The following is a 15885-nucleotide window of genomic DNA, read 5'->3' as shown; positions in this document are numbered from 1 at the left end:
CGTGCTGCGATGGATCACCGCCGGGGAGTCCCACGGTCCGGCCCTGGTGGGCGTGCTCGAGGGCATGGTCGCCGGAGTCGGCGTCACCACCAAGGAGCTGCAGGCCGAGCTGGCCCGCCGCAAGCTGGGCTACGGCCGGAGCCCCCGGATGGCGTTCGAGGCCGACGAGCTCGAGGTGATCGGCGGCCTCCGGCACGGCGTCACCCAGGGCGGGCCGGTGGCGGTGCGTGTCGGCAACACCGAGTGGCCCAAGTGGGAGACGGTGATGTCGGCCGATCCGGTCGATCCGGACCTGATCGCCCACCGCGCCCGGAACGCGCCGCTGACCCGGCCGCGTCCCGGCCACGCCGATCTCGCCGGGATGACCAAGTACGGCTTCGACGAGGCCCGCCCCGTGCTGGAGCGCGCCAGCGCCCGCGAGACCGCGGCCCGCGTGGTGCTCGGCACCGTCGCGAAGGCGTTCCTCGACCAGGCGCTCGGTGTGAAGATCGTGTCGCACGTGGTCGGGATCGGTGCCGTCGACGCGCCCGACGACGAGCCGCTGCCCGGCCCCGAGGACCTCGACCGGATCGACGCCAACCCGGTGCGGGCGTTCACCGACGGGACCGGTGCCCGGATGGCCGCCGAGATCGACGCCGCGCACGACGCGGGGGACACCCTCGGCGGGGTCATCGAGGTCATCGCCTACGGGATGCCGGTCGGCGTCGGGACCTACGTGCAGGCCGACCGCCGGCTCGACGCGCAGCTCGCGTCGGCGCTGATGGGTATCCAGGCCATGAAGGGCGTCGAGATCGGGGACGGCTTCCGCACCGCGCACCGCCGTGGCTCCGTCGCGCACGACGAGATGGTCCCGGCCGGTGCGCCGGGCGAGGGGCCTGCGGGCACCGTGCCGGTCACCCGGGTCAGCAACCGCGCGGGCGGCATCGAGGGCGGCATGACCAACGGCGAGCCGGTCCGCGTGCGGGTCGCGATGAAGCCGATCTCCACCGTGCCCCGGGCGCTGCGGACCCTGGACACCGTCACCGGCGAGGAGGCGACGGCGATCCACCAGCGGTCGGACGCCTGTGCCGTCCCGCGGGCCGGGGTCGTCGTCGAGACGATGGTGGCGCTGGTGCTGGCCAACGCCGCGCTGGAGAAGTTCGGCGGCGACTCGCTCGCCGAGACCCGGCGCAACGTCGCCGCCTACCTGGCGGGGGACCGGTGAGCGGCCCCGGCCCGGACGCCGAGGGTCGCCCGTACCTGGTGCTGGTCGGCCCGCCCGGCTCGGGCAAGTCGACGATCGGCACCCTGCTCGCCGATCGGCTCGGGCTCACCTTCGCCGACACCGACGCGGCGATCGTGCAGCGGATCGGCAAGCCGATCTCGGAGATGTTCGTGCAGGAGGGCGAGCCTGCGTTCCGGGCGCTGGAGCGGGAGGTCGTCGCCGAGCAGCTGCGTGCCGGGCACGGGGTGCTCGCACTCGGCGGGGGTGCGGTCCTCGCCGCGGAGACCCGGGCCGTGCTCACCGGTCACCGGGTCGTCGCGCTCGACGTCGACCTCGCCGACGGCATGCGCCGCACCGGGATGTCGACCGCGCGCCCGCTGCTCGCCGGGGTGAACCCGCGGGCGACGTTCCGCGCGCTGCTCGCCGAGCGGACCCCGCTCTACGCCGAGGTCGCCACGGTGCAGGTGCAGACGGCGCGGCGCAGCCCGAACCAGGTCGTCGCCGCGGTGCTGGCCGAGTTCGGGCTCCCCGGCGGGGCCGGCGCGGACACCGCCGCCGATCCGCACGCCGCCGATCCGCACGACCGGCCCACCCCGCGCCAGGACGCGGCGCTGCCGACCCCCGGCTTCGGAGCCGCGTCCGGGCCGTCCGACGGCACCACCGACGGCACCGACGGCACCGACGACCGGGTGGAGGCCCGATGAGCACCGACCTGCCCGACACCTCCGGCACTCCCGGCGCCGACGGCGCCGTCCGGATCGACGTCCGGGCCGAGCGCCCGTACCCGGTGCTGGTCGGAGCCGGAACGTCGTCGCGCCTCGCCGCGACCGTCGCCGGGACCGGGGCGGGCCGCGCGCTCGTCGTCCACCCGCCGACGCTCGCCGACCGGGCCGCGGCCGCCCGCGACGAGCTGAGGGCCGCCGGGATCGCCGCGAGCACCGTGCAGGTCGCCGACGCCGAGGCCGGCAAGTCGCTCGACTCCCTGGCGACCTGCTGGCAGGCGTGCGCGGACGCCGCACTGAGCCGGTCCGACGTCGTCGTGGGGCTCGGCGGGGGCGCGGTCACCGATCTCGCCGGCTTCGTCGCCGCCACCTGGATGCGCGGCATCGGCGTGGTCCAGGTGCCGACGACGCTGCTGGCGATGGTCGACGCCGCCGTCGGCGGGAAGACCGGGATCAACACCGCGGCCGGGAAGAACCTGGTCGGGGCGTTCCACGAGCCGTCCGCGGTGCTCGTCGACCTCGACACCCTGCGGACCCTGCCGCGCGCCGAGCTCGTCGCCGGCTCGGCCGAGGTGTGGAAGGCGGGCTTCATCGCCGACCCGGTGATCCTGGACCGGGTCCGGGCCGATCCGACCGCCGCGCTGGACCCGGCCGGGCCGGTGCTCGGGGAGCTGGTGCGCCGCTCGATCCGGGTGAAGGCCGACGTGGTCGGTGCCGACCTGCGCGAGTCGCACCTGCGGGAGATCCTCAACTACGGCCACACCCTCGGCCACGCCATCGAGCGTCGCGAGGACTACCGCTGGCGCCACGGCAACGCGGTGTCGGTCGGTCTGGTGTTCGCCGCCGAGCTGGCCCGGGCCGCCGGCCGCCTCGACGACGCCACCGCGGACCTGCACCGCGAGGTGCTGGAGCTGGTCGGCCTGCCGACCTCCTACCGGGCGGGTGTGCTCGACGAGCTGACCGAGTCGATGCGCGGGGACAAGAAGTCCCGTGCCGGCACCCTGCGCTTCGTCGTGCTCGACGGGCTCGCCGAGCCGGGGCGGCTGGAGGCGCCGGAACCGGCGCTGCTGGAGGCCGCCTACGCGGCCGTCAGCGGCTGAGTCCGGCCCCGGCAGCGGGCGGACGAGCCGAGTCGGGCGCCGGGCGGTCCGGTCAGAGCCCGAGGTCGTCGAGCACGGCGCGCAGCGGCGCCGGGACGGCCTCCGGGGCGAGCGCCGCGGCCAGCAGCGCGCCGTAACGCTCCTTGCGCCCGGACCGGGTGCCGAGGAAGCGGTGCAGGTGCTGGGCCGGGCTGCGGTCGCGGTGCGCGGGCTGGCGCTCGAGGATCTGCAGGCCGGTCAGCTCTCCCTGGCCGGCCACGATCTCCCGGACCCGCTCGACGCCGAGCGCGCGGATCAGCTCGTCCTCGAGATCGGTGTGGCATACCCGGCAGCGCCCGTCCTCGCCCAGCGCCCGGCGGACCCAGGCCTCGGCCCCGGCGTCACAGAGTACCGTGACCCGGGCGGGTGCGGCCGGGGCCAGCGCCCGCAGCGCGCTGCCCAGGTTGGTGTAGCCGTGCAGGACGACGATCGCGACGCCGTCGACGGGGCGGCCGCCGCGCCGGGCGAGGGTCTCGATCGCCGCGGCGTCACTGGCCCCCTCGACCAGGACGACCGCCCGCGGCGTCATCCCCCGAAGGCAGCCACGAACTGCTCCGCCGAGCCGGCCCGGTAGACCGTGTTGGTGCGCTGCACGTCGGCCAGCGGCGAGTGCGCCGCGTCGGTGTAGCGGTGGCCGGGGTACACGGTGGGGTTCCCCTTCAGCGCGGCGAGCTGCTGGAGCGAGTGGTACATCTGCGCCGCGTCCCCGCCGGGGAAGTCGGTGCGCCCGCAGCCCTGCAGGAACAGCGTGTCGCCGGCCACGAGCTTGTCGCCGCCGTCCGGGTCCGGCACCAGGAAGCACTGGCTGCCCGGGGTGTGGCCGGGGGTGTGCAGCAACCGGATCGCGACGGCGCCGACCTCGAGCACGTCGTCGTGGTCGTGCGGGGTCAGGTCGGTGGCGGACAGGCCGGTCACCCGGGTCACGTAGTCGGCCTCCGGGTGCTGCACGTGGATCGGCACCGGGTGGGTGCCGAGCAGGTCCGCCACCCCGACGAGGTCGAAGCCCATCATCGAACCGCCGACGTGGTCGGGATGGTGGTGGGTGGCGAGCACGCCGGTCAGGCGCATGCCGTCCGCGTCGAGGGTGGCGAGCAGCTCGCCGGGGGAGTAGGCCGGGTCGACGACGACCGCCTCACGCGTCTCCGTGTCGCCGATCAGGTAGGAGAAGTTGACCATCTGCGTGGCCACCGGGTCGCCGACGGCATAGTCCTGGCCGGAGAGCAGCTGGCGGAAGTACAGGCCCATGCGGCGCACCCTAGGACATAGGGTCGGGCGCATGGGCCACACCGACCGCCGCGCGGCGCTCCGCGCCCACCTGCACACCGCCGGCCTGGACGCGGTGCTGGTCACCGACCTGCTCGACGTCCGCTACCTCACGGGGTTCACCGGCTCGAACGCCGCCGCGGTCGTCGCCGCCGAACCGGCCGGCGACCTGCTGTGCACCGACGGGCGCTACCGGATCCAGGCCGCCGAGCAGTGCCCGGACCTGGAGGTGCTCGTCGACCGGCCGAGTGCGCCGGCCGCCGCCGCCCGGGTCCCGGCCGGGCGGGTGCTGGGCTACGACTCGGCCACCCTGACCGTGGACGGGCTAGCCGCCGTCCGCGACGCCGTCCCCGGCCGCCGGCTGCGCCGGGCACCGGGGCTGGTGGCGGCGCTGCGCGCGGTGAAGGACGACGCCGAGGTCGCCGCGGTCCGTGCTGCCTGCGAACTGGCCGACACCGCCCTGCTCGACCTGCTCGCCGCGGGGGGACTCGCCCCCGGGCGGACCGAGCGGGCGGTCGCGACGGACCTGGAGGACCGGATGCGGCGGCTCGGCGCGGCCGGACCGGGGTTCGAGACGATCCTCGCCGCCGGGGCGCACTCGGCGATCCCGCACCACCGCCCCGGCCCCGCCGAGCTGCGCCGCGGTGACCTCGTGAAGATCGACTTCGGGGCGGAGCTGGACGGCTACCACTCCGACACCACCCGCACGTTCTGCCTGGGTCCGGCCGCGGACTGGCAGCGCGAGCTGCACGCGCTGGTCGACACCGCGGCGGCCGCCGGGCGGGCCGCGCTCGCCGACGGGGCCGGGACCGCCGAGGTGGACGCCGCCGCCCGCGGGGTGATCGAGCGGGCCGGGCACGGTGCGGAGTTCCCGCACGGCCTCGGGCACGGAATCGGCCTGGCGGTCCACGAGCCGCCGTGGCTGTCGCGGGCGGGTACCGGGCGGATCGCGACCGGCCAGGTCGTCACCGTCGAGCCGGGGGTCTACCTGGAGGGTCGCGGCGGGGTGCGGATCGAGGACACCCTGCACGTCGTCGCCGGCGGGCCGGCGGTGCCGCTCACGACACTGCCCCGCGAGCTGGTCGAGATCTGATCCACGACCGGCGTACTACGACAGCAGCGCCGCCAGCAGGAACCCCGACGCGTTGAACACGGCGTGCGTGACGACCGCCGGCCAGATCGACCGGCTGCGCTCGTAGAGCAGCGCGCACACGACACCGAGCACGAAGGCGACCGCCAGCACGATGTTCAGGCCGTGTGCGAGAGCGAACAGGGCCGCGGCGGCCGGGACGGCCACCCGTGCCCCGTACCGGCGCAGCGCGCCGTAGCCGATCCCGCGGAACAGCAGCTCCTCGGCGAACGGCACGAGCAGCGCCCCGGCCAGCATGACCCCGCCGAGCGTCACGAGATCGCCGCCCGCGAGCGACGTGCCGATGAACGCCTGCGGGTTCGAGGTGTCCCCGGTGAGCTGCTGGTAGCCCCAGCCGATGCCGGCCGCGACCACCCGGGTCAGCAGCCCGGCCGCGACACCGGCGAGCACCCAGCCGGTCGTCGTGCGGCGCAGGCCGGCAGCGGGCAGCCACCGCACGCGCAGCGCGAGCACCGCGCAGGCCGTCAGCAGCGTGCAGGCGCCGCCCAGGGCCAGCACCGGCACGGCGGAGCCGAGCACGTCGCCGCCGCCGACGACGTACAGCACGATCCCCGACGCCCCGCTGAGCAGCAGGTAGAGCGGGATCGCGACCAGCAGCTCGGTCCAGCCGACGGACGGCCCGCCGGCCCGGCCCGCCCCCGGTACCGGGACGGCACCCCTCGTCGCCGTCCCGGTCGTGTCCGTCGTCCCCGTCATCGCCCACCGCCCCCGTCGTCTCCCGGGACGAGGCTAGGGATCCGACGGGTCGGTCCGGATCGGCGCGGAGGACGAGATCGGGGCCGCGCCGACCTCGTCCGCGCGGAGGAGCGGCGTCCGCGGCAGGACCGCGCGCACGGTCCAGCCGCCGTCACCGCCGGGGCCGGCGTCCAGTGATCCGCCGAGCAGCTCGACCCGCTCGCGCATCCCGACCAGCCCCAGGCCGGAGCCGTGCCGGTCGCCCCGGTGCCCGGGGACGGGGCCGCGGTCGGTCACCTCGACCAGGATGTCCTCCGGCCGGTGCACGATCCGCACCCGGGTCGGTGAGGGGCCCGCGTGCCGGAGTGTGTTGGTCAGCGACTCGGTGACGATGCGCTGGGCGAACAGGTCGGCGTCGCCGTCGGGGGCGACCGGCTCGCCGTCGACGCTGACCGCGACCGGGAGCCCGGCCTCCCGCGACGGCCCGACGACCGCGCCCAGCCCGGTGTCGTCGAGCACGATCCCGTGCGGGTCCGGGGTCAGCCCGGCCAGCTCCGGCAGCGCCTCGGCGACCCGCCGGCCCGACTCGACGACGTGCGCGACGGCATCGGCCCGGGCCGCGGGATCGGCGACCATCCGGGCCGCGCCGGCTTGCACGGCGATCGCACTGACGTGGTGGGCGACGACGTCGTGCAGGTCCCTGGCGACCCGCAGCCGCTCGCGGGCGACCGCCTCCCGGTCTCCCGCCGCGGCCCGTTCCCGGTGCCGGCGCTCGGTCTCCCGGCGGTGCCGCCGCACGAGCACCCCCGCGATCCACACCGGGACGGAGCCGAGGCCGGCCAGTACCAGCCCGCCGGGGCCACCGGCGGCGTACGCGTACCCGAAGACGACGCCGCCGCCCACCCAGACCGCCGTCGAGACCACGATCGCCACCGCGGACCGCCACGGCGGCGCGTACGCGGCGGCACCCCAGAGCAGCACCAGCCAGGAACAGTCCGCGACCAGGTTGGTGGCCCCCAGCCCGGCCGAGACGACGCTGGCCACGCACGCCAGTACGAGCGCCGGGGCGGGTGCGGTCCGCCACCAGGCGACGAGCACGAACTGGGTGGCGACGGTCAGCAGACCGAGCGGGGAGTCGAGGGGCAGCGCCATGGCCCGCAGCGGCGCGGCGAGCGCCGGGTCGAGACCGGGTGGCACCGTGACCGCGGCCAGCGGCAGGGCGACCAGGATGACGGCGGCCTGCACGACCAGCCCGGCCCGGTCCGGCAGCGGCAGCACCGGCCGGCGGCGGGCCGGTCCGCCGCCGGGGCCCGGCGCCGGCGGATGCTCCTGGGGCTCGGACGAACGCAGGACGCCGAGCACCCGCCGCATCGCGGCGAGCACCGACCGTGCCCGGTCCCGGACGTCTCGCAGTTCCGCCTCGGTGGCGGCGGGGGCCGTGGCGCCCGGCCCGGCGGGCGCCCAGCGCCGGGTCAGCTCCACCAGCCGGCCGAGCCCGGCCAGCACGCCGCTGCCGATCTCCTCGGCGATCCGGGCCCGCTCGGCGTGCAGCGCGGCGGCCCGGCGGGCCTGCTCACCGGCCGTCCGCTGCCGCTCGGCGCGCTCGGCCGCGGCCCGGGTGTAGCGGCCCGCGAGCGCGCCGGCGAGGATCATCACGCCCAGCACCCCGCCGCCACCGACCGCGGCGCCGAGTGCCGTCGCCGGGTCCCCGAACACTCCGGCACCGGCCGCGGCGAACCCGGCGACCAGCGCCAGCCAGCCCGCCAGCAGCGGGAGCAGCGCCCGTCCGGGTGCCCGGGCCACGGCGAACGCGACGACCGGCCAGACGTAGGTGGGGGGCACGGCCGCCGCGACGTAGAGCAGCACGGAGACGACCCCGGCCAGCGCGAACGCCTGCCGGGGCCGGTACCGGCGCAGCAGGACGGCGCCGGCCTGCCCGAGCGCCCCGGCGGTCCCGGCGACCACCGCGGCGGTGCCGGACAGCAGGGCGGGCAGGATCGGGACCCCACCGGGCCGGGCGGAGAGGAACTCCACCAGCGCGATGAACAGGATCACCGACGCCAGCGCCGCGTCCCCGGCCCGCGTCCCCGGCACCTGCGCCGGGCGGCCCGCCTCAGCCGGTGTCACCGGCCGGTCCCACCAGGCCGTGCTCGTAGGCGAACACCACCAGCTGCACCCGGTCGCGCAGGTCCAGCTTGGTCAGCAGATTCGACACGTGCGTCTTCACCGTGGTGCCGCCGAGGACCAGCCGGTCGGCGATCTCGGCGTTCGACAGGCCGGTCGCGACGAGTGCGAGCACCTCACGCTCGCGCTCGGTCAGCCCGCCGGCCGGTCCGGTGTCCGGCCCCGGGTCGGCCGGGACGAACGACCCGACCAGCCGCCTGGTCACCGACGGCGCGAACAGGTCGTGGCCCGCGTGCACCGTCCGGACCGCGACCTGCAGGTCCTCCGGCTCGACGTCCTTGAGGACGAAGCCCGACGCCCCGGCCCGCAGCGCGTCGTAGACGTGCCGGTCCAGGTCGAACGTGGTCACCACCAGCACCCGGACGCCCGGATCCCGCAGCGCCCGGATCCGCCGGGTCCCCTCGATGCCGTCGGTACCGGGCATCCGCACGTCCATCAGGACGACGTCCGGGCGCAGGTCCTCGGCGAGCTCCGCCGCGGCGGAGCCGTCGGAGGCCTCGCCGACGACCTCGATGTCGGGTGCGGCCGCCAGCACCGTCCGCAGCCCGGCACGCACCACCGCCTGGTCGTCGGCCACCACCACCCGCACCGTCATGTGGCCATCCTCGCAGGCCCGCGGCTCGCCGCGCCGAGATGCAGCACAGCGGGCCGGGATCGCTCCCGGAGCCCGCTCACGCGCATCTCGGCACCGGCGCGGGTCGCTCCGGGGCCGGCACCGGCGGCCTGCGGGGCCGTCCTCGCAGGTGGCCCGGAACGGGCAGGTCGACCGCGTGCCGGTACCCTGTGCGAGCAGGTGCGCACCGCCCGCGCGGGAGGGTGTGCCCGATGCACCGGCGGGTCCCCCGCGATCCGGCGAGCCCGTTCCGGCCGCCGTCCGCGCGGGCCGGGATCCCGGTGCCGACCAGCGACACCGACCACCTGATCAGGAGAGCGCGCACGTGGCGACCACGAACGACCTGAAGAACGGCCTGGTGCTGAACCTCGAGGGCCAGCTGTGGGCCGTGACGGCGTTCCAGCACGTCAAGCCCGGTAAGGGTGGCGCCTTCGTGCGCACCACCCTGAAGAACGTGATGTCCGGCAAGGTCGTCGACAAGACCTTCAACGCGGGCACCAAGGTCGAGACCGCGACCGTCGACCGGCGCGACATGACCTACCTGTACCGCGACGGCAGCGACTTCGTCTTCATGGACGGCGACACCTTCGAGCAGATCCCGATCTCGGAGAAGGCGGTCGGCGACGCCGCCCGCTACCTGCTGGAGAACGCCGGGGCGCAGGTGTCGCTGCACGAGGGCGAGCCGCTGTTCATCGAGCTGCCGACCTCGGTCGAGCTGGTCATCGACCACACCGACCCCGGCCTGCAGGGCGACCGCTCCACCGGCGGCACCAAGCCCGCGACGCTGGAGACCGGCGCCGAGATCCAGGTGCCGCTGTTCCTGGAGAGCGGCACCAAGGTCAAGGTCGACACCCGGGACGGCCGGTACCTCGGCCGCGTGAGCTGACGTGCGCGCACGCACCAAGGCCCGCAAGCGGGCTCTGGACATCCTGTTCGAGTCCGAGGCCCGCGGCGAGGCGCCGCTGGACGTCCTCGTCGCGCGCCGGGAGACCGACGACGCGCCGCCGGTGCAGGACTACGCGGCCCGGCTGGTCGAGGGCGTCGCCACCCACCGGGAGCGGATCGACCAGCTCCTCGCCGAGCACGCCGAGGGCTGGGACGTCGACCGCATGCCCGCGGTGGACCGTGGCCTGCTCCGGATCGGTGTCTACGAGCTGCTGTGGGTGGACGACGTCGACGACCCGGTGGCGATCACCGAGGCCGTGGAGCTCGCGCGCACGCTGTCCACCGACGACTCGCCGCGCTACGTCAACGGCGTGCTGGGCCAGATCTCGGACATCGCGGAGCACCTGCGCGCCACGCTCTGACCCCGCCCCGTACATCTCCACGGAGCCCCCTCCGACGACACGTCGGTGGGGGCTCCGTCGTGTCCGCACCACGCTGACCAGGGACGCGGCGCCGCACGGGTCCGAGCGTGATGGCGCAGGACGGCACGAGGACGGCGTGAGGACGCGACGATGACGGCGTCCGTGACGGTGGTGATCGTCCGGCCCGGATGGCGGCTCACGCTGGCGGCCCCGCAGCGCAGCGGGGCGGGTGGACCGGGTGCCGGGCCGACCGTCAGAGGGGGATCGGTGGGATCGAGGGGGTCCCACCGGCCCCTGTCCCCGTTGCGGAGGGACGCCCGCCGCTCGACCCGGACCGCGGCCCGGCGTTCAGGACGCGGGCCGGGACGCCCGGCCGACGGATGTCGGTTCGGGCCGGCGGCGGCCGGGAGACTGTGCAGATCGCCGGCCGCCGCCGACAGTGGGCGCCGACCGCATCACCCTTCCCCTGGGACGCGTCCGGCGCAGGCCATCATGCCACCGGCTGCCCGGGCCTCGCCTCGGGCGGGAGCACACCCCACTCGATGAGCTGGTCGGTCAGCTCGCCGGGGGACATGTCGTAGATGATCGCGAGTGAGCGCAGGTCCTCGGCGCGGATGGACAGCACCTTGCCGTTGTAGTCACCGCGCTGGCTCTGGATGGCCGCGGCGTAGCGGGCCAGCGGGCCCACCTTGTCCGCCGGGAGCTGTTGCAGCCGCTCCAGATTGATCACGATCTTGGTGGCGGGCTCGCTGCCGGACGGGATGCGCCCCTCGGGGAGCAGTTCCGCCACGGGCACGCCGTAGAAGTCGGCGAGTTCCGCCAGCTTCTGCACGGTGACCGCCCGGTCGCCGCGCTCGTAGGAGCCGACGACGACCGCCTTCCAGCGGCCACCCGACTTCTGCTCGACGCCGTGCAGCGACAGCCCCTGCTGCTGTCTGATCGCCCGGAGCTTGCCCCCGAGCGCCTTGGCGTAGTCGCCCATCGATCCCCTCGTTCCTCCGGTCCGTGCGACGCCCCCGCCGCTCACCGGTGGTGACCCGGTGGGCGGTGAGGTAGGTCGCCCCTGTGGGTGGTCCCCGATCGGGGCGGCCGCTCCGGCGTCGTCCGGCTCACGGCCGTCGCGTGCACCGCGGCAGGCCGGCACGTTCCCTCGTTGATACGGAGAGTAATCCTCCGGGTCCGGTCCGGCGCGGTCAAGCTCGACCCCCTGCTCGGGGGGTTGACGAGCGGTTTCCCACACGAACGGGGCAGTGATCGTCCCTCGTCTGCGGTAGCGCAGGGTGTGAACGGGCCCCGGTGCACGGTGCCCCTGTGGGTGGGGCGCCGCGGAACCGGGTCTCGTGGGTCCCGGCCCCGAAGCCGGTCGCTCATCGCTGATCGTCACCGGACCGTGATCTCCGACGGGTGATCGCTCACGTGTGACGCGATGCGCCCGGGCCGCCGCCGGGGCACCGCGATTGCTAGGTTGGTCGCGCACCATCGTCCTTTAAAGCCCGTCCGGTGAGGCGGGGAAGGAGTCCCTCTCGTGGCGCTGAACCGCCGCGGGGACGTCGGAGCCCAGGATCCTGGGCGAGAGCTGCTCTCGGCGGCCGACGTGACCCGCACCGTCGCGCGCATCGCGCACCAGATCATCGAGAAGACCGCGTTCGGCACCGACCGGCCGGACGACCTCGTCCTGCTCGGCGTCCCGACCCGCGGGGTCCATCTCGCGCACCGGCTGGCCGCCGCCATCACCGACTTCGCGGGCGTCGCCCCGGCCGTCGGCTCGGTGGACGCCACCCTCTACCGCGACGACCTGCGCCGCGGCCCGGCCCGTGCGCTGGAGTCGACCGCCATGCCCGAGGGCGGCGTGGACGACAAGCTGGTCGTGCTCGTCGACGACGTCCTGATGTCGGGCCGCACCACCCGTGCCGCGCTGGACGCCCTGCGCGACGAGGGGCGGCCGCGGATCGTGCAGCTGGCCGTGCTCGTCGACCGCGGGCACCGCGAGCTGCCGATCCGGGCGGACTACGTCGGCAAGAACGTCCCGACCTCCCGGTCGGAGCAGATCCTGCTCTCGCTCACCGAGATCGACGGCAGCGACGGCGTGTGGGTCGGTCGGGGGGAGTCCGCGTGAGGCACCTGCTCTCGGTCGCCGACCTCGACGCCGGCGAGGCCACGGCGCTGCTCGACACGGCCGACCGGCTGCGCCAGGCGCTGCTGGGCCGCGAGGTCCGCAAGCTGCCCACGCTGCGCGGGCGGACGGTCATCACGATGTTCTACGAGAACTCCACGCGCACCCGGGTCTCGTTCGAGATCGCCGGCAAGTGGATGAGCGCCGACACGGTGAACGTCTCGGCCTCCGGCTCGTCGGCGGCCAAGGGCGAGTCGCTGCGCGACACCGCGCTCACACTGTCGTCGATGGGGGCCGACTGCGTGGTCGTCCGGCACCCGGCCTCCGGCGCGGCACACCGGCTGGCGCACTGGGTGGACGCCCAGCGCGACGTGACCGGGACGCCGACGGCGATCGTCAACGCCGGTGACGGGACCCACGAGCACCCCACCCAGGCGCTGCTGGACGCGGCCACCCTGCGCGACCGGCTCGGCACCATCGCCGGGCGCCGGATCGCGATCGTCGGTGACGTCCTGCACTCGCGGGTCGCGCGGTCGAACGTGCAGCTGCTCGCGACCCTCGGTGCCGAGGTGGTGCTGGTCGCGCCGCCGACGCTGCTGCCGGTGGGCGTCGAGTCCTGGCCGTGCCGGGTCTCGCACACCCTGGACGCCGAGCTGCCCTCGGTGGACGCGGTCATGATGCTGCGGGTGCAGGCCGAGCGCATGCACGGCGGCTTCTTCCCCTCCGCGCGGGAGTACTCGGTCCGCTACGGCCTGTCCGAGGACCGGGCGAGGCTGCTGCGCGACGACGCCGTCGTCCTGCACCCCGGCCCGATGATCCGCGGCATGGAGATCGCGCCCGCCGTCGCCGACGCACCGTCCGCGGCGGTGCTGCAGCAGGTCCGCACCGGCGTGCACGTCCGGATGGCGGTCCTCTACCACCTGCTCGCCGGAGCTTCGGAGTGAATCGAGAGAGCATGGCCGACCTGCTGATCACCAACGCCCGGCCCTACGGCGAGGACCCGGTCGACGTGCTCGTCACCGACGGCGTCGTGGCCACGATCGGGACCGGGCTGACCGCCCCCGACGGCGTCGAGGTCCTCGACGCGAAGGGTGCGGTCCTGCTGCCGGGCCTGGTGGACCTGCACGTCCACCTGCGCGAGCCGGGCGGCGAGGAGTCCGAGACGATCGAGACGGGCAGCCGCGCCGCCGCGCTCGGCGGGTTCACCGCGGTGTTCGCGATGCCGAACACCGACCCGGTGGCCGACTCCGACGTCGTCGTCGAGCACGTGCACCGCCGCGGCGCCGAGATCGGCCTGGTCGACGTCCACCCGGTCGGCGCGGTCACCGTCGGCCTGGGCGGGACCCAGCTCGCCGAGCTGGGCACCATGGCCGACTCGCGGGCCGGGGTCCGGATGTTCTCCGACGACGGCCGCTGCGTGAACGACCCGCTGATCATGCGCCGCGCCCTGGAGTACGCCTCCGCGCTCGGTGTCGTGATCGCCCAGCACGCCGAGGACCACCGCCTCACCGGCGGGGCCCAGGCCCACGAGGGTGCGGTCGCCGCGCGGCTCGGCCTGGCCGGCTGGCCCGCCACGGCCGAGGAGACGATCGTCGCCCGGGACTGCGCGCTGGCCCGCGAGGCGAACGCCCGGCTGCACGTGTGCCACATCTCCACCGCCCGCACCATCGACGTGCTGCGCGCGGCGAAGGCCCAGGGCGTGCAGGTGTCCGCCGAGGTCACCCCGCACCACCTGCTGCTGACCGACAGCCGGCTGTCCGGGTACGACCCGGTCAACAAGGTGAACCCGCCGCTGCGCACCGCGGAGGACACCCGGGCGATGCGGGAGGCACTGGCCGAGGGCGTGATCGACGTCGTCGCGACCGACCACGCCCCGCACGCGTCGCAGTACAAGGACACCGAGTGGCAGGCCGCGAAGCCGGGCATGCTCGGCCTGCAGACCGCGCTGTCGGTGCTGGTCGAGACCATGGTGGAGCCGGGCCTGCTGGACTGGCACGGTGTCGCGCGGGTGCTCTCCGAGCGCCCCGCGGAGATCGGGAGACTGCCCGACCAGGGCCGTCCGGTCGCGGAGGGGGAACCGGCCACGTTCGCGCTGGTCGACCCGGACGCGGTGTGGACGGTCCGGGGGGCGAACCTGGCGAGCAAGGCGGCGAACACGCCGTACGAGGGAATGCGGCTGCCCGGAGCGGTGGTCGCGACGATTCTGCGTGGCCGGATCACGGCGCAGGACGGGAAGGTTCTCAGATGAGCACGACCATGACCGCGGTCCTGGTACTGGAGGACGGGCGGATCTTCCGCGGGGAGGCCTTCGGCGCCACCGGGGAGACACTCGGCGAGGCCGTCTTCACCACCGGGATGACCGGTTACCAGGAGACCCTGACCGATCCGTCGTACCACCGCCAGATCGTGGTGGCGACCGCACCGCAGATCGGCAACACCGGCTGGAACGACGACGACGACGAGTCCTCCGGCATCCAGGTCGCCGGTTACGTCGTCCGCGACCCCGCCCGGCGGGCGTCGAACTGGCGCTCCACCGGGTCCCTGGAGGACGCGCTGCGCGGGCAGGGCGTCGTCGGCCTCTCGGGGATCGACACCCGCGCCGCCGTCCGGCACCTGCGTGAGCGGGGTGCGATGCGCGCCGGGATCTTCTCCGGCGACGCGCTGGCCCCGGACGCCGAGCTGGTCGAGCGGGTGCAGAAGAGCCCGCAGATGGAGGGCGCCGACCTGTACGGCGCCGTCACGACGGCCGAGCCCTACGTGGTCCCCGCGGTGGGGGAGAAGCGGTTCGTGGTGGCCGCGCTCGACGTCGGCATCAAGTTCAACACCCCGCGGATGATGGCGGCGCGCGGCATCGAGGTGCACGTGCTGCCCGCGTCGAGCACGATCGAGACCATCGAGGCGCTCAGCCCGGACGGGTTCTTCCTCGCCAACGGGCCCGGTGACCCGGCGACCGCGGACGGGCCCGTCGCGCTCGCCCGGGAGGTGCTCCAGCGCCGCATCCCGCTGTTCGGGATCTGCTTCGGCAACCAGATCCTGGGCCGCGCGCTCGGGCGCGACACCTACAAGCTGCGCTACGGCCACCGCGGGATCAACATCCCGGTCGTCGAGCACGCCACCGGCCGGGTCGCGATCACCTCGCAGAACCACGGCTTCGCCGTGGCGGGCGAGGCGGGCGAGGAGTTCGACACCCCGTACGGCCGGGCCCGGATCACCCACACCTGCCCGAACGACGGCTGCGTCGAGGGCATGGCCGGGATCGACTTCCCGGCGTTCTCGGTGCAGTACCACCCCGAGGCGGCGGCCGGCCCGCACGACGCCGCGGACCTGTTCGACCGGTTCGTGCAGCTCATGGCCGACCATCCGGTCGGCTACGCCGGCGTCGCCGGGCAGCGGCCCGAGGGCGTCGAGCCGGTGCCGTACCCCGAGGTGGAGGTGCTGCCCGAGGAGGCGGCGGAGCTCGCCGCCGCACCGGCGCCGGGCCCGGCGCCCGCGGAGCGGGACGCCCCCGAGGCCAC

15 protein-coding genes and 1 pseudogene are annotated in these 15885 nt (G+C 75.3%); 10 read left to right on the top strand and 6 right to left on the bottom strand.

Annotation, left to right across the window (positions count from 1 at the left end; genetic code table 11):
* The first annotated feature begins 1 nt into the window (after window position 1).
* From aroC to aroB, 3 genes are read left to right on the top strand one after another with little or no spacing between them, the layout of a single operon-like run.
* Window positions 2-1204, top strand: coding sequence for a chorismate synthase (aroC, locus tag AFB00_RS28290; protein WP_068800763.1), 1203 nt, complete (start codon window positions 2-4; stop codon window positions 1202-1204).
* On the top strand, window positions 1201-1908 hold the full coding sequence (locus AFB00_RS28285; RefSeq protein WP_068799710.1) for a shikimate kinase: 708 nt from the start codon (window positions 1201-1203) through the stop codon (window positions 1906-1908). Before aroC ends, AFB00_RS28285 begins: the two co-directional genes overlap by 4 nt.
* Complete coding sequence (gene aroB, locus AFB00_RS28280; protein ID WP_068799709.1) at window positions 1905-3026, top strand: 3-dehydroquinate synthase; 1122 nt, start codon at window positions 1905-1907, stop codon at window positions 3024-3026. The genes AFB00_RS28285 and aroB overlap by 4 nt, the downstream gene beginning before the upstream one ends.
* Before the next feature lie 52 nt (window positions 3027-3078).
* Here the strand turns inward: aroB and AFB00_RS28275 are convergent, their stop codons facing one another.
* Window positions 3079-3594, bottom strand: coding sequence for a hypothetical protein (locus AFB00_RS28275; RefSeq protein ID WP_068799708.1), 516 nt, complete (start codon window positions 3592-3594; stop codon window positions 3079-3081).
* On the bottom strand, window positions 3591-4310 hold the full coding sequence (locus tag AFB00_RS28270) for an MBL fold metallo-hydrolase (protein WP_068799707.1): 720 nt from the start codon (window positions 4308-4310) through the stop codon (window positions 3591-3593). Before AFB00_RS28270 ends, AFB00_RS28275 begins: the two co-directional genes overlap by 4 nt.
* A gap of 31 nt (window positions 4311-4341) precedes the next feature.
* Here AFB00_RS28270 and AFB00_RS28265 point away from each other — a divergent pair, with 31 nt between their 5' ends.
* Window positions 4342-5421: a M24 family metallopeptidase gene (locus AFB00_RS28265; protein ID WP_068799706.1), complete on the top strand. Its 1080-nt coding sequence runs from the start codon at window positions 4342-4344 to the stop codon at window positions 5419-5421.
* 15 nt (window positions 5422-5436) lie between these two features.
* On the opposite strand, the gene AFB00_RS28260 is transcribed toward AFB00_RS28265, so the two are convergent.
* The 3 genes from AFB00_RS28260 to AFB00_RS28250 are packed head-to-tail and all read right to left on the bottom strand — an operon-like array spanning window position 5437 to window position 8932.
* A complete protein-coding gene (locus tag AFB00_RS28260) occupies window positions 5437-6174 on the bottom strand; it encodes a CPBP family intramembrane glutamic endopeptidase (RefSeq protein WP_083275890.1) in 738 nt (245 codons plus the stop codon).
* 33 nt (window positions 6175-6207) lie between these two features.
* Window positions 6208-8280: a sensor histidine kinase gene (locus AFB00_RS28255; RefSeq protein ID WP_068799705.1), complete on the bottom strand. Its 2073-nt coding sequence runs from the start codon at window positions 8278-8280 to the stop codon at window positions 6208-6210.
* Window positions 8267-8932, bottom strand: coding sequence for a response regulator (locus tag AFB00_RS28250; protein WP_068799704.1), 666 nt, complete (start codon window positions 8930-8932; stop codon window positions 8267-8269). The genes AFB00_RS28255 and AFB00_RS28250 overlap by 14 nt, the downstream gene beginning before the upstream one ends.
* A gap of 343 nt (window positions 8933-9275) precedes the next feature.
* Between AFB00_RS28250 and efp the strand changes: the two genes are divergently transcribed.
* Together efp and nusB are read left to right on the top strand one after the other, a co-directional pair.
* A complete protein-coding gene (efp, locus tag AFB00_RS28245) occupies window positions 9276-9836 on the top strand; it encodes an elongation factor P (RefSeq protein WP_068799703.1) in 561 nt (186 codons plus the stop codon).
* A gap of 1 nt (window position 9837) precedes the next feature.
* On the top strand, window positions 9838-10257 hold the full coding sequence (gene nusB / locus AFB00_RS28240) for a transcription antitermination factor NusB (RefSeq protein WP_068799702.1): 420 nt from the start codon (window positions 9838-9840) through the stop codon (window positions 10255-10257).
* Between the two features lie 490 nt (window positions 10258-10747).
* Here the strand turns inward: nusB and bldD are convergent, their stop codons facing one another.
* Entirely contained in the window at window positions 10748-11239 is a 492-nt protein-coding gene (gene bldD, locus AFB00_RS28235) for a transcriptional regulator BldD (protein ID WP_068799701.1), read from the bottom strand.
* A gap of 543 nt (window positions 11240-11782) precedes the next feature.
* On the opposite strand from bldD, the gene pyrR reads away from it, so the two are divergent.
* The 4 genes and pseudogenes from pyrR to carA form a co-directional block, all read left to right on the top strand.
* Window positions 11783-12373, top strand: a complete 591-nt coding sequence (gene pyrR, locus AFB00_RS28230) for a bifunctional pyr operon transcriptional regulator/uracil phosphoribosyltransferase PyrR (protein ID WP_068799700.1) — start codon at window positions 11783-11785, stop codon at window positions 12371-12373.
* The gene (locus AFB00_RS28225; RefSeq protein ID WP_068799699.1) at window positions 12370-13314 is read left to right on the top strand and encodes an aspartate carbamoyltransferase catalytic subunit; all 945 of its coding nucleotides are present in this window, start codon (window positions 12370-12372) and stop codon (window positions 13312-13314) included. The genes pyrR and AFB00_RS28225 overlap by 4 nt, the downstream gene beginning before the upstream one ends.
* Window positions 13315-13325: 11 nt before the next feature.
* A complete protein-coding gene (locus AFB00_RS28220; protein ID WP_068799698.1) occupies window positions 13326-14618 on the top strand; it encodes a dihydroorotase in 1293 nt (430 codons plus the stop codon).
* A pseudogene (gene carA, locus AFB00_RS35225) lies at window positions 14615-15721 on the top strand (glutamine-hydrolyzing carbamoyl-phosphate synthase small subunit); the annotation flags it as partial. The gene AFB00_RS28220 and the pseudogene carA, both read left to right, overlap by 4 nt.
* Between the last annotated feature and the right edge of the window lie 164 nt (window positions 15722-15885).

Origin of the sequence: Pseudonocardia sp. HH130630-07 (assembly GCF_001698125.1) — a bacterium.
GTDB lineage: Bacteria > Actinomycetota > Actinomycetes > Mycobacteriales > Pseudonocardiaceae > Pseudonocardia.
Note: the sequence above shows the minus strand (reverse complement) of the source record. Positions and strands in the feature narration are given on the sequence as shown.

Bases quoted from the DNA above. Each gene is read 5' to 3' on its own strand.
- AFB00_RS28260 (WP_083275890.1), bottom strand. From the start codon at position 6,174: ATGACGGGGACGACGGACACGACCGGGACGGCGACGAGGGGTGCCGTC.
- AFB00_RS28275 (WP_068799708.1), bottom strand. From the start codon at position 3,594: ATGACGCCGCGGGCGGTCGTCCTGGTCGAGGGGGCCAGTGACGCCGCG.
- bldD (WP_068799701.1), bottom strand. From the start codon at position 11,239: ATGGGCGACTACGCCAAGGCGCTCGGGGGCAAGCTCCGGGCGATCAGA.
- aroB (WP_068799709.1), top strand. From the start codon at position 1,905: ATGAGCACCGACCTGCCCGACACCTCCGGCACTCCCGGCGCCGACGGC.
- AFB00_RS28270 (WP_068799707.1), bottom strand. From the start codon at position 4,310: ATGGGCCTGTACTTCCGCCAGCTGCTCTCCGGCCAGGACTATGCCGTC.
- AFB00_RS28250 (WP_068799704.1), bottom strand. From the start codon at position 8,932: ATGACGGTGCGGGTGGTGGTGGCCGACGACCAGGCGGTGGTGCGTGCC.
- AFB00_RS28265 (WP_068799706.1), top strand. From the start codon at position 4,342: ATGGGCCACACCGACCGCCGCGCGGCGCTCCGCGCCCACCTGCACACC.
- AFB00_RS28220 (WP_068799698.1), top strand. From the start codon at position 13,326: ATGGCCGACCTGCTGATCACCAACGCCCGGCCCTACGGCGAGGACCCG.